Source organism: Corynebacterium sp. MSK032 (assembly GCF_030232065.1).
Classification (GTDB): Bacteria; Actinomycetota; Actinomycetes; order Mycobacteriales; family Mycobacteriaceae; genus Corynebacterium; species Corynebacterium jeikeium_D.
Genome location: NZ_JASPJR010000007.1, coordinates 55,834 through 71,739, shown reverse-complemented (window position 1 = coordinate 71,739; position 15,906 = coordinate 55,834). Strand labels below are relative to the sequence as shown.

Genomic DNA, 15,906 nt, shown 5'->3' with positions numbered 1-15,906 from the left:
GCTATCGTGCAGGCGTTCCGGTGTACTCCGCCAGCTGCTCTATTCGCCATCCCGGACCCCGCGCACCAATGGCTTCGCGCACCGTCATCTCCACGGACTGTGTCCATTTTCGCCGCAGATGGGCAAGGTAATTTGCCCGCCACTGCGAGGTGCGTTGGCGTGCGTTACGACGAATCGTTGCGCTCACCGCCACCACCGCAACACCGAGGCCTATTGCGAGTGCGACCAGCTGCGCCGCAAGCGTCGGCACCCCAATCCACATCAGCAATCCGTGGACGATCCGCACTGCGCCGACCGCCACGCCAAGCGATGCCACCGCCACCAGAGTGTCCATGGCATAACTGGGGCGAGCCGGACTTTCTGGAGCGGGCACCGGGATTTCCACATGAAGGCCCAATTCGTCGCCACACCGCTGCTGCAGCCGCGTCGCTGCAATTTCGGCACGGCCCTGAAGTTCCGCTTGGTCACCCGCGGGGCCGTCAGCCACTTCCTGGAGCGCATCCCGCACTGCACTCTCAGCTGCCAACTGCATCTTCCGCTGCAATCGCGCCGCCGCCCCGGCTCCGCGCGATCGCTCCTGCGCCAGCTGAGCTCGCACATTTCGAGCCCGGCGCGCACTCAGTGTTTCCCCCGAGTTTCTGGGCGGGCCTTCTGCCAGCAGAACCAGGGTTCTGGCCATCCTCTCGTCCAGCGCTCCCATCGGGATTGTGCTGTCGATTTCCTGACGCCAGGCCTCGACATACTCACCATTGCCAATCAGGCCAACTGCAACGCGACCGGTGGCCTGGCTAATTGCTGCAACCGTGCTGACACACTCCCGCGTGGGCTGCACCTCGCTGTCTGCAACATAGAGCACGACGGCGCTGCGTTTATCCACAAACTCCAGCCGACGTGGCGGCATCGCAGTGTCAACGATCTGCGAGAGGTCCGCGCGGTCCGCTGCATCCCCAGCTTTGGTGACAAGGAGCGGTGGCTGCTCAGACCCCTCCGCCGAGACCGGGCGTGGCTCAACTACGTCCGGTGTTGCCATAGCAACTCCTCCAGGCTGTCTCTAGCCGCGGGAAAGGCTGCCGCGATCTCAGTCAACTGCACTGCGAGTAGCCCGTCATCATCGCGTGATTCGTCTTCCGCACCGTAGCGTTCAGCAATCTTCCGCAACGCGGAGCTGAACAAAAAAGTGTGTTCAGCTGTCTCGTTTGTGGAGATGTCGCAATACTCGTCGGCAAGCGAATGGCGAATCGGTTGTTGCTCGATGACCAGCGCGACAGGGGCGGGCAGCTTGTCGGCCAGCTCCGCGTGACATTGCGAAAATGCCTCGCGCACAGCGGTTTCGCGCACGCCCCTGCGCAATCGCGCGCAGATTATCGGTGGCCGTTTCTCGCGCTCAAGCGCCTTGGCGACGCACACCTCCGCGCCGCTCGTGTTAGCGGTGTCCGAGTGCGCGGCCTGCCGTGATGACAGCCAGTCCACCACGGCAGCGCGCAACGACGACGATGTAGATCCCGTTGACGGCTGTGTTGTTTCCGTGACATCAGTTGCGGAAATAAGGTCCATTCGGCCTAGTCCCCTCCCATAAAGCCCCTGCGTGGTTTAGTTAAAACCTGCGTAACCCCCATACGGCCCGTGAGCCAGATTCCGCGCCCTGAAACGCTGCGCTAGGCAGACCCCAAGCGCCGCTTCAACCAACAAATAAGCGCGGCTTCGCGTTCAGCCTACAGCGGACCGCGGATTCGGCAAGTCGACAAAACAACTTTCCCCGCCATGCCGCCAGTTCGGGACGACGCGGCATCGTCAACCGAAGTGAAACCGCCAGGACAACAACAAAAATCCTAGGGGCAATGATTGGATAGTTGGCCGATGTCGTGGACAATAGGGAACGTGACTACTTCTGATTTTTCTGAAAATATCGAACAGCCTGCGGTTTCGCAGGAATCTGAACCATTGCCAACTCGCGGAGACGAGCAGGCGGAACAGCCGCATGAGCGCCAGCCGAAGAAGGGCGAATTGCCTGCAGGTCGTCCGGAAAAGACCCAATTCGACGACGGTCTTGACTACCCGCGCATCGGCAATCTGTCCTTCCGCCGCGGCACTTTGACCCCCAACCAGGAAAAAATCTGGGAAGACAACTGGGACACTTACGGCAAGGTCCTCTCCGACGAAGTCATTGACGTGGAGGAATGGTTTGGCCGCAAGGGCCCGACCATCGTCGAGATTGGCTGCGGCACCGGCACGTCCACCGTGGCTATGGCTCCGCAAGAACCGGACCACAACATCATCGCAGTTGAGCTTTACCGCCCTGGCCTCGCGAAACTGCTCTCTGCCACCGTGCGCAATGAGGTGTCGAACATCCGCATGGTCCGCGGCGACGGCGTCGAGGTTTTGCAGCGCATGATCGAGCCGGAGTCGCTGGCCGGCGTGCGCCTGTTCTTCCCGGACCCGTGGCCGAAGGCACGCCACCACAAGCGCCGCATTGTGCAGTCCGGCACGTTGCGCCTGATCTCTTCGCGTCTGAAGCCCGGCGGCATTTTCCACGCCGCCACCGACCACGCGGACTACGCGGAATGGATTGAGGAACTCCGCGAGGTCGAGCCGACGCTCGAGCCCATCGCCTGGCCGTGGCCGGAATCCCCCATGCTTCTCGACCGACCGACGACCAAGTTCGAAGCCCGCGGCCTGAACCTCGACCACGACATCCACGAGTTCATCTGGCGCAAGAAAGAGGCATAGGAACATGAGCACTACCCAGAACACCTCTGCCAGCTACAACACCACCGAGACGCACCCCACCGCACTGCTCGTATGGGACGCCCCGAACTTGGACATGGGGCTCGGCGCTATCCTTGGCTCCCGCCCGACCGCCGCGCACCGCCCGCGCTTCGACGCCGTGGGTAAATGGCTTATCGACGAAGCCGAGCGCGTATCCAAGAAAATCGGCTCCGATGTCCTCCCCGAAGCCACGGTCTTCACCAACGTCAACCCGGGCTCTGCGGAGATTGTCCGCCCCTGGGTCGAGGCCCTGCGCAATGTCGGTTTCGCGGTCTTCGCAAAGCCGAAGATCGAAGAGGACACCGACGTTGACCCCGACATGATTGCGCACATCCAACGGCGTTACGACGAGGGCGTGTTGCGCAGCGTCGTCGTTGCGTCCGCCGATGGCCAGAACTTCCAGGAGCTGCTGGAAAAGCTCGCCTCCGAAGGGATTCCGGTAACCGTCATCGGTTTTCACGAGCATGCTTCCTGGGCGCTGACCTCCGATGCGATTCGCTTCGTTGACCTGGAGGAAATCAAGGGCGTCTTCCGCGAGCCGCTACCGCGTATCGACCTCGACCGCCTGCCAGATGGCGGTGCGTGGCTGCAGCCGTTCCGTCCGCTCACGTCGTTGCTCAAGGAGCGCGACGGTAAGAACGACGACTAGGGAGACCACCGCGGCGACGTCTAGGGAGACGAACAGGAAGACGAACAGGCTTCTTATTTATGTCACGACTTAAAAAAGTCCTCAAAACCGGCAATTCGAGCTGGCTACGATCGATAATCCTCGTGGCCCTCGTGATTGCCGGTATCGTCCTGACGGTAAGAAACTGGGACAGCGTCGTCCAGGGGCTCCAAATCCTTGCGGATGTCGATGCTAAGTGGCTGTTCATCGCCATTTTTTCCGTGGCTTTTTCGCTCTACGCGATGGCGGAAGTGATGCGTCTGCTGTTGCGAGCTGGAGGCGTAAAAGCAGCCACTCGCCGTAGCACCAATGCGCTAACCCTCGCATCCAACGCGTGGGCGGTCACCGTTCCCGGTGGTGCCGCATTCTCCACGGCGCTGCAGATTAAGCGCATGATGCAGTGGGGCGCATCCGCGGTCCTTGTCAGCTGGTTCGTGCTTTTTTCGGGCGCGTTGTCGTTTTTAGGTCTGGCATTTCTGGGGCTTGGCAGCCTCTTCTTCGTCGGACAGGGTGGCACGACCGCAGTGCTCATCGCTATGGCAATTGCGGTTTTACTAGCCACCATTTTGCTGTGGCGGATTTCGCAGAACCCGGCTTTTCTCAACAAGACAGGCGCGTGGTGTCTGCGTGTCTTTAACAAGATTCGAAAGAAGCCCGCGGACACCGATGTCGACCGACTTGAAGAGTCCGTCAAACAGCTGACCAGCGTGAAGTTGCCCGTGCAAACTTTGGCTCTTTCCTTCACCTGGTCCTTTATCAACTGGGTCGCGGAAATTGTCTGTCTCTACGCCGCCATCCGTGCCGTTGGTGTCGATGACATCTCCGCTACGAAGGTGCTGCTGGCTTTCGTAACCGGCAAGCTCGCAGGTTTCATCCAGGCCACACCGGGCGGCATCGGCACTGTCGAGGCCGCTTTGACCGCGGCTCTCATCGCAGGCGGCACCACCGGCGCCGAGGCCTTTGCAGCGGTGCTGGTCTACCGCATCGTTTCCTTCGTCCTGGTGGCAATTGTGGGCTGGATTATCTACGCCCTCGGCTTCGACCACAAGGATCAGCCCGAGCATCAGCCAGTCGCTGACCGCTAATGGCTTCCTCGCCGCTGGTCGCTGGTCACCCACCAATCTGAGGGGTCGCTAGACTAAGAAGCATGAACACACGCGTATCGACGTTCTTGATTGACATCCTCGCCATCTTTATTTTCGCCGTGTTGGCACGTCTGGCTCACAACACTCCCGAGGATCCTTTTACCTTCATCAATATCCTCGATACCTGGTGGCCGTTCGCATTCGGTGTCCTCCTGGGCACCGCGCTGATTAAGAACGAGCCGAACCCGCGTGCAGTGAGTTCAGGCGCAATTGTGTGGCTCGGCACTGTCGTCGTCGGCCTAGCTGTGTGGGCCACCCGCAATTCGGCAGTCCCGCACTGGTCCTTCATTCTGGTTGCCTCAGTCATGAGCGCCTTGCTGCTGCTGGGTTGGCGAGCAGCGTCGAATGCGGTTGCTCGTAAGTCTCTGGACTAAGCCTTCGGACCCGTCCCTAACCCTTCGGTTTAGTTCACTGACTAAATCTGGTTTTTAATTTTTGCACTCCGCCTCGATAATTGAAGAATGGACAAATCTTCAGACGAGGCTCTCGGCAATCAACCAACTGCTGAGACCCAACGAACTCACAACCCCGCAGGGTCCAGCGAAGAACGCACGTTCATGGGCCAACCGTGGGGTCTCGCCAACCTCTTCGGCATCGAAATGTGGGAGCGCTTCAGCTTCTACGGCATGCAGGCCATCCTGGCTTTCTACATGTACTACGAGACCACTCAGGGCGGTCTCGGCCTGGACAAGGGTGCTGCTACCTCCATCGTCGGTGCTTACGGCGGTCTTGTCTACATGGCCGCACTCGTTGCCTCTCTGGTTGCCGACCGTATCCTTGGCTCGGAGCGGACACTGTTCTACTCCGCCATCCTGGTCATGTTTGGCCACATCTCCTTGGCATTCATCCCCGGCGTGATTGGCCTGGCTATTGGCCTTGTCTCCATCGCAATCGGCTCCGGCGGCGTGAAGACCAACGCACAGGTCGTGCTGGGTCAGCTCTACGCCAAGGACGACCCGCGTCGTGACGCCGGCTTCTCCATCTTCTACATGGGCGTCAATATCGGTGCCCTGTTCGGCCCACTGCTCACCGGCTGGATCTGGGGAATGAAGGGCTTCCACTGGGGCTTCGGCCTGGCCGCTATCGGTATGGCTGCCGGTCTGATTCAGTACATCCTGATGCGCAAGTCCACCATCGCCGAGGCCGGCCATGAGATTCCGAACCCACTGCCGAAGAAGCAGTACCCGGTATGGATTGGCATTGCAGTGGTCATCACTGTTGTCTCGGTTACGCTGGTTTCCACCGGAATTGTTCCGGTCACGACTCTTTCCACTGTGGTCACAGTGATTGCACTGATCGCCGCTGTGGTGCTGTGGTGGCAGATGTACTCCTCGCCACTTACGACGAAATCGGAGAAGACTCGCCTGGTCGGTTTCATCCCGATGTTCGTCTCAGGCGTGCTGTTCTTCGGTATCTTCCAGCAGCAGTTCACGGTGCTGGCCATCTACTCGGACATCCGCCTCGACCGCGAGATCTTCGGTTGGGAAATGTCCCCGGCCTGGATTAACTCGATCAACCCGATCTTCATCATCGCCTTCTCGATGGTCTTTGCAGCCGCCTGGTCCAAGCTTGGTGACCGCCAGTGGTCCACCCCAGTGAAGTTCGGTGTCGCCAACATCATCATCGGTATCTCGCTGTTCTTCTTCATCCCATTCTCCGGTGGCGGTGAGAACTCCACTCCGCTGTATGCGATTATCTGGATTCTCTTCCTGTTCACCATGGGTGAGCTCATGCTGAGCCCGGTCGGCAACGCCCTTGCTACCAAGGTCGCTCCGGCAGCATTCCCGTCGCGCATGATGGCCGTCTGGCTGATGGCAGTCGCTATGGGTACTTCGCTGGCAGGCACCCTGGCCGGCTTCTACAACTATGAGGATGCCGCTGCTGAGAACACCTTCTTCATCACCCTGGGTATCGCCTCGGTTGTCCTGGGCTTGATTCTGCTCGCCCTGCGCAAGTGGATTGTCAAGGAGTTCGTCGACGTCCGATAGGGCTGGCTCCGTAGGGCTGCCCCTCGCTCTGGCACAGCCCACGCTCACGCCCACGCCCCTCCCCCTCCTCCCCACTTCACGACACCTATGTCACCTCATGCCGCCTCCACAGATGGCACGAGGTGACATAGGTGTCGTGAAGTGTTTTTTGGGTGGCTCTGAACATGCTTCGCCACAAACTCGCCACCAGCACAACCGCCATCCACAGATTTTCCCCACCTCCCCACCGGCTAAAATTGAGGCCATGTTTGCCATCATTACCGTCACCGGCGAGGATCACACCGGCATCATCGCCGCCGTCACCACTGCTCTGGCGGAGCAGGACGTCAACATCGTCGATGTTTCCCAGACCCTCATGGATAAATGGTTCACCATGATCCTGCGGGTGGAGTTCAACGAGAAGGCCACCCCCATCAGCACGCTGCAGGGTTACATGGATTCCGTCGGCAAGCGGGAGGGGCTTGTCATTCGAATCCAGTCTGAGGCGCTATTCAACGCCGTCAACGAGATTTAAAGGGCGCGACCAGGATGGATTTCAACTTCGCGCAATCTAAGTTCCTCGACACTATTGACATGATCGAGAAGTACCGTCTGGATATCCGGACGGTCACCATGGGCATTTCCCTGCTCGAGTGCTCTCGCTCTGAAATGGAAGCCACCGCACAGGCGGTGTATGACCGCGTAACCAGGCAGGCCGCTCGCCTCGTGGAGGTCTGCGAGGGTATCGAGGCGGAGCTGGGCATTCCGATCGTCAATAAGCGCATCTCCGTCACACCAGTTTCCCTCATCACGGCCGGTTGCGAAGGCGACCCCACCGTGGTGGCCAAGGCACTGGACCGCGCCGCCCGCGATTCTGGCGTGAACTTCCTCGGCGGCTACTCGGCGCTCGTCGAAAAGGGCGCGACGACCAGCGAGAAGCGGCTCATCGACTCCATTCCCCACGCTCTTAGCGAGACCGAATTGGTGTGCAGCTCGGTCAACGTAGCGTCGTCACGCGCGGGCATCAACATGGATGCAGTGCGCCGCATGGGCGAAGTGGTGAAGGAAGCTGCGGCGCAGACCGCCGACCGCAGCTCGATTGCCTGCGCAAAACTGGTGGTTTTCGCCAATGCGGTGGGCGACAACCCCTTCATGGCCGGCGCGTTCCACGGTGTCGGGGAGCCAGATTGTGTCGTTTCTGTCGGCGTTTCGGGTCCGGGTGTGGTCGATCGCGCGCTCGGCGATCTGCATGGCGCCAGCTTTAACGAAGTCGCCGAGGAGATTAAGAAGGCAGCGTTCAAGATCACACGCACGGGTCAGCTGGTCGGCACGATGGCGTCGGAGCGCCTGGGCGTGCCTTTTGGCATCGTGGATCTCTCGCTCGCGCCGACCGCCGAGATGGGCGACTCCGTCGCTCATATTCTCGAGCATATGGGGTTGGAGCAGGTCGGCACGCACGGCACCACTGCCGCGCTGGCACTGCTTAACGACGCCGTGAAGAAAGGCGGCCTGATGGCGTGTTCACGCGTCGGTGGACTGTCCGGGTCGTTCATTCCGGTCTCTGAGGACAAGGGCATGATTGATGCTGTGCGCGCGGGGTCGATCAGCATGGACAAGCTGGAGGCGATGACCTCTATTTGCTCGGTGGGCTTCGACATGATCGCGATTCCCGGCGACACGCCTGCGACCACGATTTCCGGCATGATTGCCGACGAGGCCGCCATCGGTGTGATGAACCACAAGACCACCGCAGCCCGCCTCATTCCGGTGCCGGGTACCAAGCCGGGCGATGAGGTGAACTTCGGTGGTCTGCTCGGCTACGCGCCGGTCATTGATGTCAATGCCAAGGGCAATGCCGAGTTCATTGCCCGCGGCGGCTACATCCCCGCGCCGGTGCACGGCTTCAGGAACTAGCGGATTCGGACGAGGCTCCTACGATTGCAGGCGGCGCCCATTTGCGTCATAGGCGTAGGAGCCGCTACCGACGAGAATCAAAATGAACTCGATAAATGCCCAAATGCTGACGCCGATAATGAGGAAGAAGCCAACCAGGAAGATGGCGGTAATCCAGCCGAATACCGTCAGTGCTAGCTGAATAGCACCACGCGAGTTGTGCCCCAAGTAGAAATTGTGAACACCCAGGGTGCCCAGGAAGAAAGCAAGCAGAGCCGCTGCAATCTTGGACTTATCCGAGACAGGGGAACCTGCCACCCCGTAGCCCTGGTGCGGGTTCGGGCCGCCGAAGCCAGCGGAATACGCCGGCGCCTGCTGGTTTGGGTAACCACTCTGATACGGATTCGAGTACCCGTTGTGGAAATTGTGCTGGCTCGGGTCCTGATAGCCCTGCCCCACGTTCGGCTGCTGCGGTGGGTATGGATCCGAGTACGGCATACCGGAGCTGTAAGCACCCGAGCTGTTAGCGAACTTCCCCTTGGACCTCGGCATACCGTCTTCGTCGAAATCTCCATATGGGTTTGTCGGATTCGTCATTGCACCCTACCTTTTCGCCTAGATTTCCCCGGTCATGAACAGCAGTTCCTTGGGCGATAATAACCGGTTCCGTCAGACTGCTTCCTGCAACTTTGTCAATTTCTTTCGAAATTTTAGTGAAACTGTTGTTTTGGAATATTAAACACCAGTTCTTGAGCAAGATTCTAACAGCAAGTCCCCGTCGGGGGCGTCTCGCACATTGTGAGCTGCCTCGACTACCGCGCCAGCGATTGCTCAATCAGTTCGCGAGCCCAACCCTCAGTCCAGGCCAGCGGAGTCGTCCCCGGAATTGCCGCATCATTCGTGGCGTAGGTCGCGTGCGCACCCGCGCCGGTAATCATCTCCTGCGCTCGTGCAATCGCATCGGCCACTCCCGGAGGCACATCACAGAAGGAGTCCGATGGCACGCAGACATTCTGGACCTTGTCATTAAGAGGCCCAAAGCCGTCTCGTGGACCGCGCATCGTTGCGCCCGGAACCACAGCCTGCACAATACCGCCGAGCGGCTGCAATGACAGCTCGACGCCCACACCAGCCAGCGGAACGCCCTGGTTCACGCCCTGATTGGGGTCACGCCGCGGGTCACCCAACAGAGCCACGCCCGCAATGCGCTCGGCCGGAACAACACCGCGGCCATTGCCGATGTCAGAGGCCAAATCACCTGCAATAGCGGCACCCTGGGAGAAGCCCATCAGGACGAAGTCCGTCAGCGGACACTGCCCGTGCAAGTCAGCCATTTCCTTAGCGGTGACATCGCGCCCGACTGCCTGCGAATCATCGTAAGTGAGTTGGTCGGGCAGCTGATGCGTCTTAATCTGTGCCGGGTACGGCGTAGTCCAGACCTTGACATCGCCCTCCGAGTAGGCCCCTGAGATCGAGTTCGTCAGGCCAAGCAGCAGCGAATGCGGGTTCGCGGTCGGGGCCATCGGATCATCGTCAGCACGCGATTCTGCAGTTCCGGGCACAGCGATAACTTCTACCGCCGGGCACCACTCGGGTTGTTCGGCCAGAACCCCGCCATCGTCACCGGGGGTCGGTGGGGTTTGACCGCCTTGGTCGTCGTTAAGCCATTGCACTACGCCGAAGCCAATAGCGGCCACCAGCACAATGACCGCCAGAATTGTCAGCACTTTACGCATGAGTGCTAGCAATACGCCTTTTTAGCGGAGCTTGCAATAGTCTTCGCCACTTCCTCAGCGCTTTCCTGTGAGCGCCCCTGGGCGACCAGCTGCCCGGCAATCGCCAGCGCGATGACTTCACGCTCCTCCTCCGGTGCGTCCGCGCATGCCGCGCGGCCAGTGCCGATGAGCTGATCCTCCACCCCATCAACATCGATTCCCGCTTTTTCCAGCGCTCCGAGGTATGAATCGTCCGCCTCGCTGAGCTTCATCTGCCCATCGGGCGCTTCGTCCACGCGCTTAGCTTGGGGATCTGTGATCTCCGGCGCAGACTTTTCGCTCGACTTCGGCGCAGAAGTCTTCGTGCTTGACGACGTCGTGGAGGTCTTCGTAGTCGGTGACGAGGTGACCTCCGAAGATTCCACTGTGGAACTGCCACAGGCGGCCACTCCGAAGGTCAGCAGCGCAACAGCTGTGGTTGTAGCCAGTGTCCGGAAGGACTTGTTCATGGACATTTGTCTATCCCCTACTCAGTGCCCTGCTTTGGTTGGCTTACTTGTCATCAGCGTTGTCGGCGGCTGGGGCCGGTGCATCTGGCTTATTGCGCTCTTCGACAATCTTGCCGTTGAGCTGACGGATCCAGCCACCCTCGAACTGCTGCTCAAGACCGCCGGCCTTGACTGGCTGCAGTGGGCCGACCGGGTAGCCGAACGGTCCATTCTCGTAGCCAGTGCTGCCCCAGTGGTCAGTGATGTCGTTGGAGCGCACCGGCTGTGCACCAGTTTCCGGAGTCCAGTAAATGGCACCGTGTTCGAAGCGCTGGAAAGCGCCGCGGGCGAGCTTGACCTCGTCGCCGTCGACAGGCAGACCCAGATCGGACTCAGCGCCACCGAGCTCCTTGTAGACACGGCCGATTTCACCACGCACGATGCGAGGTTCTTCGCCGCCGATCTTGACGATGGTGCCACCCTGGAAGTCCTGGGCGACACCGCCCGGAATATCGCGGTGGTTGGCGACTGGGTAGCCCAGCGGACCGGTCTCGAAGCCGGCCTTGCCCCAGACGTTCATAATGTCGCCGGTGACTTCGTGGGCTCCGCCTTCCGGAGTCCAGTAAATCGAACCCTTTTCGAAGTGAACGAAGCGTCCCGAGCCATCCGGCGTAGCCAGTTCGTTGGTCACTGGGTAGCCGAGCGGCGAGGACGGACCACCGAGCTCGTTGTAACGCGAACCGATGCGCCCCCAGACCACATGTGCCCCGGAATCCGGGTGCCAGTAGGCGGTACCGCCGGTAAAGTCCTGAGCCACGCCATTCTTGGCGACGCCATACTCATCCGACAGGCAGGTGCCAATTCCTGGCAGCGATGCGACGGCCTTCTCAATCTCGCCGCCTACACGGCAGACCGCGCCACGATCGGACTCCGGCAACTGCAGTGCATCGGCCAGCGTTGGCCAGGCCTGACTGACCTCGAATTGCCAGTACGGCCAGGTGTGAGTACCCGAGCTCCGGAAGTTCACAACCGGCTCGACGCCCTTTTCGCGAGCATTTCGGATGAAGGTCTCACTGGTCATGCGGGAAAGCACTTCCAATGCGTAACCGGTCGGATTGTCCGGCTTCGTCGGATCGATCTGCGACGGCACGTCCCACTCACCGGTGTTGCCGTTACCCGCCGAGATGTACAGCGACATGCCCTTGAGCTTGTCGATGTTCAGCTTCGGATCATTGTCCTTCCAACGCTGCGAACCGAGCGGGCCCCACATCTTCGTCGCGTCATAGCCACCGGTGTTCTTCATCGCCAGAGAGATTGCCTGCGGCATGCCCGGCGAAGTCATATCCAGGTAACCAGAGAGGCTACCGGCAAACTTCCACAGCTCCGGAGAGTGTGCTGCAACGTTGTAAGCACCGGTAGCTCCCATGGAGATACCGATAATGCCGCGTTCATCGTTGCCGCGGAAGCCGTTGGTGATAACCGGCACGAGCTCCTTAGTGATGAAGCTCTCCCACTTGTAGTTCTGACCGTTATCCGGCTGATCCCAGTCAGAGTAGAAGGACGATGTACCGCCGGCAGGCATAACCACCAGGACATTCTTGTCCTCGTAGAAGCGCTCGATATTAGTAGCGCGAATCCAACCGGAGTAGTCATCAAACGATGCCATACCGTCAAGGTGGTAGACGCTCGGGAATGTGCGCTCCTTGTCGCGGTACCAATCGCGCGGCAGCAAAATCTCAACCTGGATTGGCTTCTCCGGCATGGCAGCCGAGCGAATGTGCGCAATGACGTGGTGATCTGTGTACCACTCGACCTTGTCTACGCTGACTCCGCTGGGGAGGTTCGCCACTGCGGGAGTATCGACTTTAAATGGCGTACGCTCCGGCCCTGGCATCGGCTTCGGCATACCCAGGCCAGGTAGCTGCGCACCAGCAGCTTGCGCTGCTTCAGCGGCCTTAGCAAGGTCTCCCAGGTCTCCAGATTGAGCCAACTGCCCCTGAACGGCCTGAAGCTCCTCGTAGCTAGGCAGACCTGGCTGAGCTGGCTCCGGTTCCGCCACTGCAGCAGGGGCACCGAGAGCGAGAGTCAACGGTAGTGCCAAAAGTGCGGTCAACGCCCGCGATGACTTCCGGCTGTTGCCGAGGCCACCACGGGGGAATCTAGCGGTTACGCGCATAAGAGGGCTTCCCTTTACAAAGTCGCTGGTTGAAATTATTTGAGACGTTGAGTGTTGCACCGGCGCCGATTAGGCACCTGCAGATAGCATCACGCGGCGCTAGAGCTATGCGTTTACCGTTCGACTTCGCGGAATTACGTGGTGACCAGCAACGTATCCGAAGGTTCCCCTCCTCCGGCATGCCGCTGCACGAAGAATCTCACACACGTTCTGCGAAACAAACGGTATAGCTACCTGAATAGCTTCACCCTTTACTTTAAGGTTCGACTCTCATGTTTACCCTCTTACGGGTAAAAACCGTGGAGACACACGCAAACGGAACTGAATTCAAGCTTTGACAGCGCAACTCTTTGTGCCCCTCTTTAAGCCGTTACCCACACCTTCCGCTCAGCATCCAAACCGGACTCAACACAGAAAAAGACCAACCCCAACAAAAGGATTGGTCTTTTTCAAAATTGAGACGTCTTAAGAAGCTAGTCCCTTTAAGAAGTCATCCAGCACCAGAACTAGGCCAGCGCGCCAGAGCGCCAGAGTGCCCTGAAATAATTACCGGCTTAAAGCCCCAGCGCCCGAAGAATGTGCGGGCGAGCAAGCGCGGCATCACGGCCCCACAGCTCCCACGAGTGGATACCGTTGGGGCTGTAGACAAACTGCGCATTGAGGCCGGCAGCGCGAGCATCCTGCTCAAAGCGCTGCGTCGAAGCGCGGGAGACGGACTCCATCACGGCACGCCAGACGGTGTCAGGGAGCTGTGGCACCGGACGGTTCAAAACCTCCGGATCACTCCACAGGCTCTGAACACCCTGGGCGGAGGAAACATACATCGGCAGCCCCTTGAGCTGGTCGAGCAGCATCGAAGGGTCATGGGCCTGGCGTTCCGCCGAGGCCGGAACCGGAAGACCCCACATGCCAGTCGGATTCACTACACCAGTGCTAGCCACCATTGCAGTGGTACCCGTAGCAACAACTGGGTTGGACATCTGGTAGTAACCGGACAGCGAAGTAACCTGCTTGAACTGATCACGGTGGCGGGCCGCCAGAGAAACCGCCGCAGCCGCACCCATGGACAGACCAGCGATTGCGTTGCGGTTCGGGTTGACACCAAACTCACGCTGCAGATAGACCGGCAGCTCCTGAGTCAGGAAGGTTTCCCACTTCTGAGTCTTGACCCCTTCGGAAGTCACGGCCGGATCGCTCCAGTCGGCATAGAAGGAGCCGTCGCCAGCAGCCGGCGCAACCAGAGTGATGTTGTCATTGGCGAAGGTCTGAGCAATGTGACCCGACCAAATCCAACCGGACGCGCCCTTATTAAAGCCCCACAGACCGTCGAGCATGTACAGGGACGCATCGCCGCCACCAGTAGCCGCCTTAATCTGAACCGGAATATTGCGGTTCATAGCCGGCGAGAAGACCTGGCAGTACTGAACCCACCAGTTGTATGGATCCCACTCACAGCCTGGACGCAGTCGATCACGGTTTGGATCAGCACTCGCATCCTTCGCGGATGCGAGCATGATGCCACCAAACACCATTGCAACAGCCACAAGGGCAGCTACGACCTTCACCGTGAAGTTACGACTCACTGCAGTAAAGCTCATCGTTCTCCTCTTTACTTTCGGACTTACCTCCGCGCCAGACTTTTCGGAGGCAGTCGCTTACGCGAGCTTTCGCTTTTCTGCTTCCAGTTGTGACGCGACAACTGGAGACCCCACAAAAGAATCTCGAGTATGTAACGATACTCAATCGTTTCCCTACATCCAAGTTTAAATCGTAATCATTCCGTAATATTTCTCACATTTCTCCCCAAAACTATCCACCACAAGGAGAAACAATGTTTACCAGCATGGAATTACAAAATTGTAATTCTGCCCCCGGCTGATCCGTAGGACTAACTGAGAAACCTAAAACACGCCTACAAGAACCCCAAACACAACCTAAGTACTAACGAGGTACAGAAAAGCCCATGCACCCCTCGGTGCATGGGCTTTCAGCTACCACCCGAACCCGACGAGAAAACCGACGGAAATCGCAGTTCGCTTAAAGGGAAAAGAACTGGGAACTACCCCAGAGTCGGGACAGCGTAGACAGCGATAGCAATGGACAGCAGCCACAGTACGGCCAGTGCCTGCAGCGGACGGTCCTTGAGCGCAATCTCATCCGGGCTTCCCGCATCACCACGGTCAACGTCGGCTGCGAAGCGCAGGATGGCCACAGTGAATGGAACCATCGAGATCTCGTACCAAATAGCCGAAGTCGACGAAGTGCCCGGCGCGCGGCCCATCTCAAAGCCCCACAGCGCGTAGCTCAGCACCACGGCGGTCGCAGCGAGGGTCCACACAAAGCGCAGGTAAGTCGCGGTGTAACCCTGCAACGACTTACGAATCTTCTTACCTGTGCGCTCCGCCAACAGCAGCTCAGCGTAACGCTTACCGGCTGCCATGAACAGCGAACCAAAGGCGGCAACCAGCAAGAACCACTGGGACAGGTTGATGTTGGCCGCAACACCACCGGCCATTGCACGCAGCATGAAACCAGAGGACACCAGCGCAATATCAATCACCGGCTGGTGCTTCAGGCCAAAGCAGTAACCAAGCTGCAGTGCAATGTATACAGCCACAACAATTGCTAGCCCCGGCCCCTCAGAGGCAAACCAGGACACCGCAATCGAACCAATAATCAGTGCGACCGCCATAATGTACGCCATGCTAACCGGCAGTACGCCAGCGGCAATCGGGCGGAAGCGCTTGGTTGGGTGCGCGCGGTCAGCTTCGACATCGCGGGCATCATTAATCAAGTAAATCGACGATGCGGCCAAACAGAAGGCCACAAACGCCACCAGGATGTCGACGGTCAGCGTGCCGATCGAACGTCCCGAGTCCATGATCTCGTTGCCGGCCGCCAGTGGAGCCGCAATGACCAGGACATTCTTCACCCACTGCTTCGGGCGAAGCGCCTTGATCATGCCGTCCAGCAGATTCTTCGGCGGATGCCCCTGCGGGTGCGCAGGCTCATCGATACCGGAAGTGTGCGGCTCGGACCCAATCCTTGATTGAGAAGCTCGCCTCTGGTTGGCCGACACATTGGCCAAG

At 59.3% G+C, this 15,906-nt stretch carries 15 protein-coding genes; 7 read left to right on the top strand and 8 right to left on the bottom strand.

Going from position 1 to position 15,906, the window contains the following annotated elements:
• Position 1: 1 nt before the first annotated feature.
• Positions 2-1,030, bottom strand: coding sequence for a hypothetical protein (locus tag QP995_RS05505; RefSeq protein WP_150960699.1), 1,029 nt, complete (start codon positions 1,028-1,030; stop codon positions 2-4).
• A complete protein-coding gene (locus QP995_RS05500) occupies positions 1,012-1,554 on the bottom strand; it encodes a hypothetical protein (RefSeq protein ID WP_049193159.1) in 543 nt (180 codons plus the stop codon). Before QP995_RS05500 ends, QP995_RS05505 begins: the two co-directional genes overlap by 19 nt.
• 324 nt (positions 1,555-1,878) lie before the next feature.
• Between QP995_RS05500 and trmB the strand changes: the two genes are divergently transcribed.
• The 7 genes from trmB (at position 1,879) to QP995_RS05465 (ending at position 8,459) form a co-directional block, all read left to right on the top strand.
• Complete coding sequence (gene trmB, locus QP995_RS05495) at positions 1,879-2,727, top strand: tRNA (guanosine(46)-N7)-methyltransferase TrmB (RefSeq protein ID WP_224784017.1); 849 nt, start codon at positions 1,879-1,881, stop codon at positions 2,725-2,727.
• Positions 2,728-2,731: 4 nt separating this feature from the next.
• Entirely contained in the window at positions 2,732-3,415 is a 684-nt protein-coding gene (locus QP995_RS05490; RefSeq protein ID WP_070566676.1) for an NYN domain-containing protein, read from the top strand.
• Between the two features lie 59 nt (positions 3,416-3,474).
• On the top strand, positions 3,475-4,518 hold the full coding sequence (locus QP995_RS05485; protein WP_016421635.1) for a lysylphosphatidylglycerol synthase transmembrane domain-containing protein: 1,044 nt from the start codon (positions 3,475-3,477) through the stop codon (positions 4,516-4,518).
• Between the two features lie 62 nt (positions 4,519-4,580).
• Entirely contained in the window at positions 4,581-4,952 is a 372-nt protein-coding gene (locus tag QP995_RS05480; protein ID WP_016421636.1) for a DUF3054 domain-containing protein, read from the top strand.
• An 87-nt stretch (positions 4,953-5,039) separates the two neighbouring features.
• Complete coding sequence (locus QP995_RS05475; RefSeq protein ID WP_070549948.1) at positions 5,040-6,566, top strand: peptide MFS transporter; 1,527 nt, start codon at positions 5,040-5,042, stop codon at positions 6,564-6,566.
• Between the two features lie 244 nt (positions 6,567-6,810).
• The gene (locus tag QP995_RS05470; protein ID WP_016421638.1) at positions 6,811-7,080 is read left to right on the top strand and encodes an ACT domain-containing protein; all 270 of its coding nucleotides are present in this window, start codon (positions 6,811-6,813) and stop codon (positions 7,078-7,080) included.
• 14 nt (positions 7,081-7,094) lie between these two features.
• A complete protein-coding gene (locus QP995_RS05465; RefSeq protein WP_049193157.1) occupies positions 7,095-8,459 on the top strand; it encodes a PFL family protein in 1,365 nt (454 codons plus the stop codon).
• Between the two features lie 18 nt (positions 8,460-8,477).
• Here the strand turns inward: QP995_RS05465 and QP995_RS05460 are convergent, their stop codons facing one another.
• From QP995_RS05460 to QP995_RS05435, 6 genes are all read right to left on the bottom strand, one after another.
• Positions 8,478-9,035: a TM2 domain-containing protein gene (locus QP995_RS05460; RefSeq protein WP_016421640.1), complete on the bottom strand. Its 558-nt coding sequence runs from the start codon at positions 9,033-9,035 to the stop codon at positions 8,478-8,480.
• Between the two features lie 215 nt (positions 9,036-9,250).
• Complete coding sequence (locus tag QP995_RS05455) at positions 9,251-10,174, bottom strand: cutinase family protein (RefSeq protein WP_016421641.1); 924 nt, start codon at positions 10,172-10,174, stop codon at positions 9,251-9,253.
• 5 nt (positions 10,175-10,179) lie between these two features.
• Entirely contained in the window at positions 10,180-10,668 is a 489-nt protein-coding gene (locus tag QP995_RS05450) for a DUF732 domain-containing protein (protein ID WP_284853002.1), read from the bottom strand.
• A gap of 37 nt (positions 10,669-10,705) precedes the next feature.
• A complete protein-coding gene (locus QP995_RS05445) occupies positions 10,706-12,817 on the bottom strand; it encodes an alpha/beta hydrolase-fold protein (RefSeq protein WP_070600978.1) in 2,112 nt (703 codons plus the stop codon).
• A gap of 554 nt (positions 12,818-13,371) precedes the next feature.
• Complete coding sequence (locus tag QP995_RS05440; protein ID WP_070437281.1) at positions 13,372-14,415, bottom strand: alpha/beta hydrolase; 1,044 nt, start codon at positions 14,413-14,415, stop codon at positions 13,372-13,374.
• A 461-nt stretch (positions 14,416-14,876) separates the two neighbouring features.
• The gene (locus QP995_RS05435; protein ID WP_042388985.1) at positions 14,877-15,896 is read right to left on the bottom strand and encodes a decaprenyl-phosphate phosphoribosyltransferase; all 1,020 of its coding nucleotides are present in this window, start codon (positions 15,894-15,896) and stop codon (positions 14,877-14,879) included.
• Between the last annotated feature and the right edge of the window lie 10 nt (positions 15,897-15,906).

What these genes read in the sequence shown, in the direction of transcription:
- QP995_RS05505 (WP_150960699.1), bottom strand. Translation starts at nt 1,030, where the DNA reads ATGGCAACACCGGACGTAGTTGAGCCACGCCCGGTCTCGGCGGAGGGG.
- QP995_RS05500 (WP_049193159.1), bottom strand. Translation starts at nt 1,554, where the DNA reads ATGGACCTTATTTCCGCAACTGATGTCACGGAAACAACACAGCCGTCA.
- QP995_RS05490 (WP_070566676.1), top strand. Translation starts at nt 2,732, where the DNA reads ATGAGCACTACCCAGAACACCTCTGCCAGCTACAACACCACCGAGACG.
- QP995_RS05485 (WP_016421635.1), top strand. Translation starts at nt 3,475, where the DNA reads ATGTCACGACTTAAAAAAGTCCTCAAAACCGGCAATTCGAGCTGGCTA.
- QP995_RS05480 (WP_016421636.1), top strand. Translation starts at nt 4,581, where the DNA reads ATGAACACACGCGTATCGACGTTCTTGATTGACATCCTCGCCATCTTT.
- QP995_RS05475 (WP_070549948.1), top strand. Translation starts at nt 5,040, where the DNA reads ATGGACAAATCTTCAGACGAGGCTCTCGGCAATCAACCAACTGCTGAG.
- QP995_RS05470 (WP_016421638.1), top strand. Translation starts at nt 6,811, where the DNA reads ATGTTTGCCATCATTACCGTCACCGGCGAGGATCACACCGGCATCATC.
- QP995_RS05465 (WP_049193157.1), top strand. Translation starts at nt 7,095, where the DNA reads ATGGATTTCAACTTCGCGCAATCTAAGTTCCTCGACACTATTGACATG.
- QP995_RS05460 (WP_016421640.1), bottom strand. Translation starts at nt 9,035, where the DNA reads ATGACGAATCCGACAAACCCATATGGAGATTTCGACGAAGACGGTATG.
- QP995_RS05455 (WP_016421641.1), bottom strand. Translation starts at nt 10,174, where the DNA reads ATGCGTAAAGTGCTGACAATTCTGGCGGTCATTGTGCTGGTGGCCGCT.
- QP995_RS05450 (WP_284853002.1), bottom strand. Translation starts at nt 10,668, where the DNA reads ATGTCCATGAACAAGTCCTTCCGGACACTGGCTACAACCACAGCTGTT.
- QP995_RS05445 (WP_070600978.1), bottom strand. Translation starts at nt 12,817, where the DNA reads ATGCGCGTAACCGCTAGATTCCCCCGTGGTGGCCTCGGCAACAGCCGG.
- QP995_RS05440 (WP_070437281.1), bottom strand. Translation starts at nt 14,415, where the DNA reads ATGAGCTTTACTGCAGTGAGTCGTAACTTCACGGTGAAGGTCGTAGCT.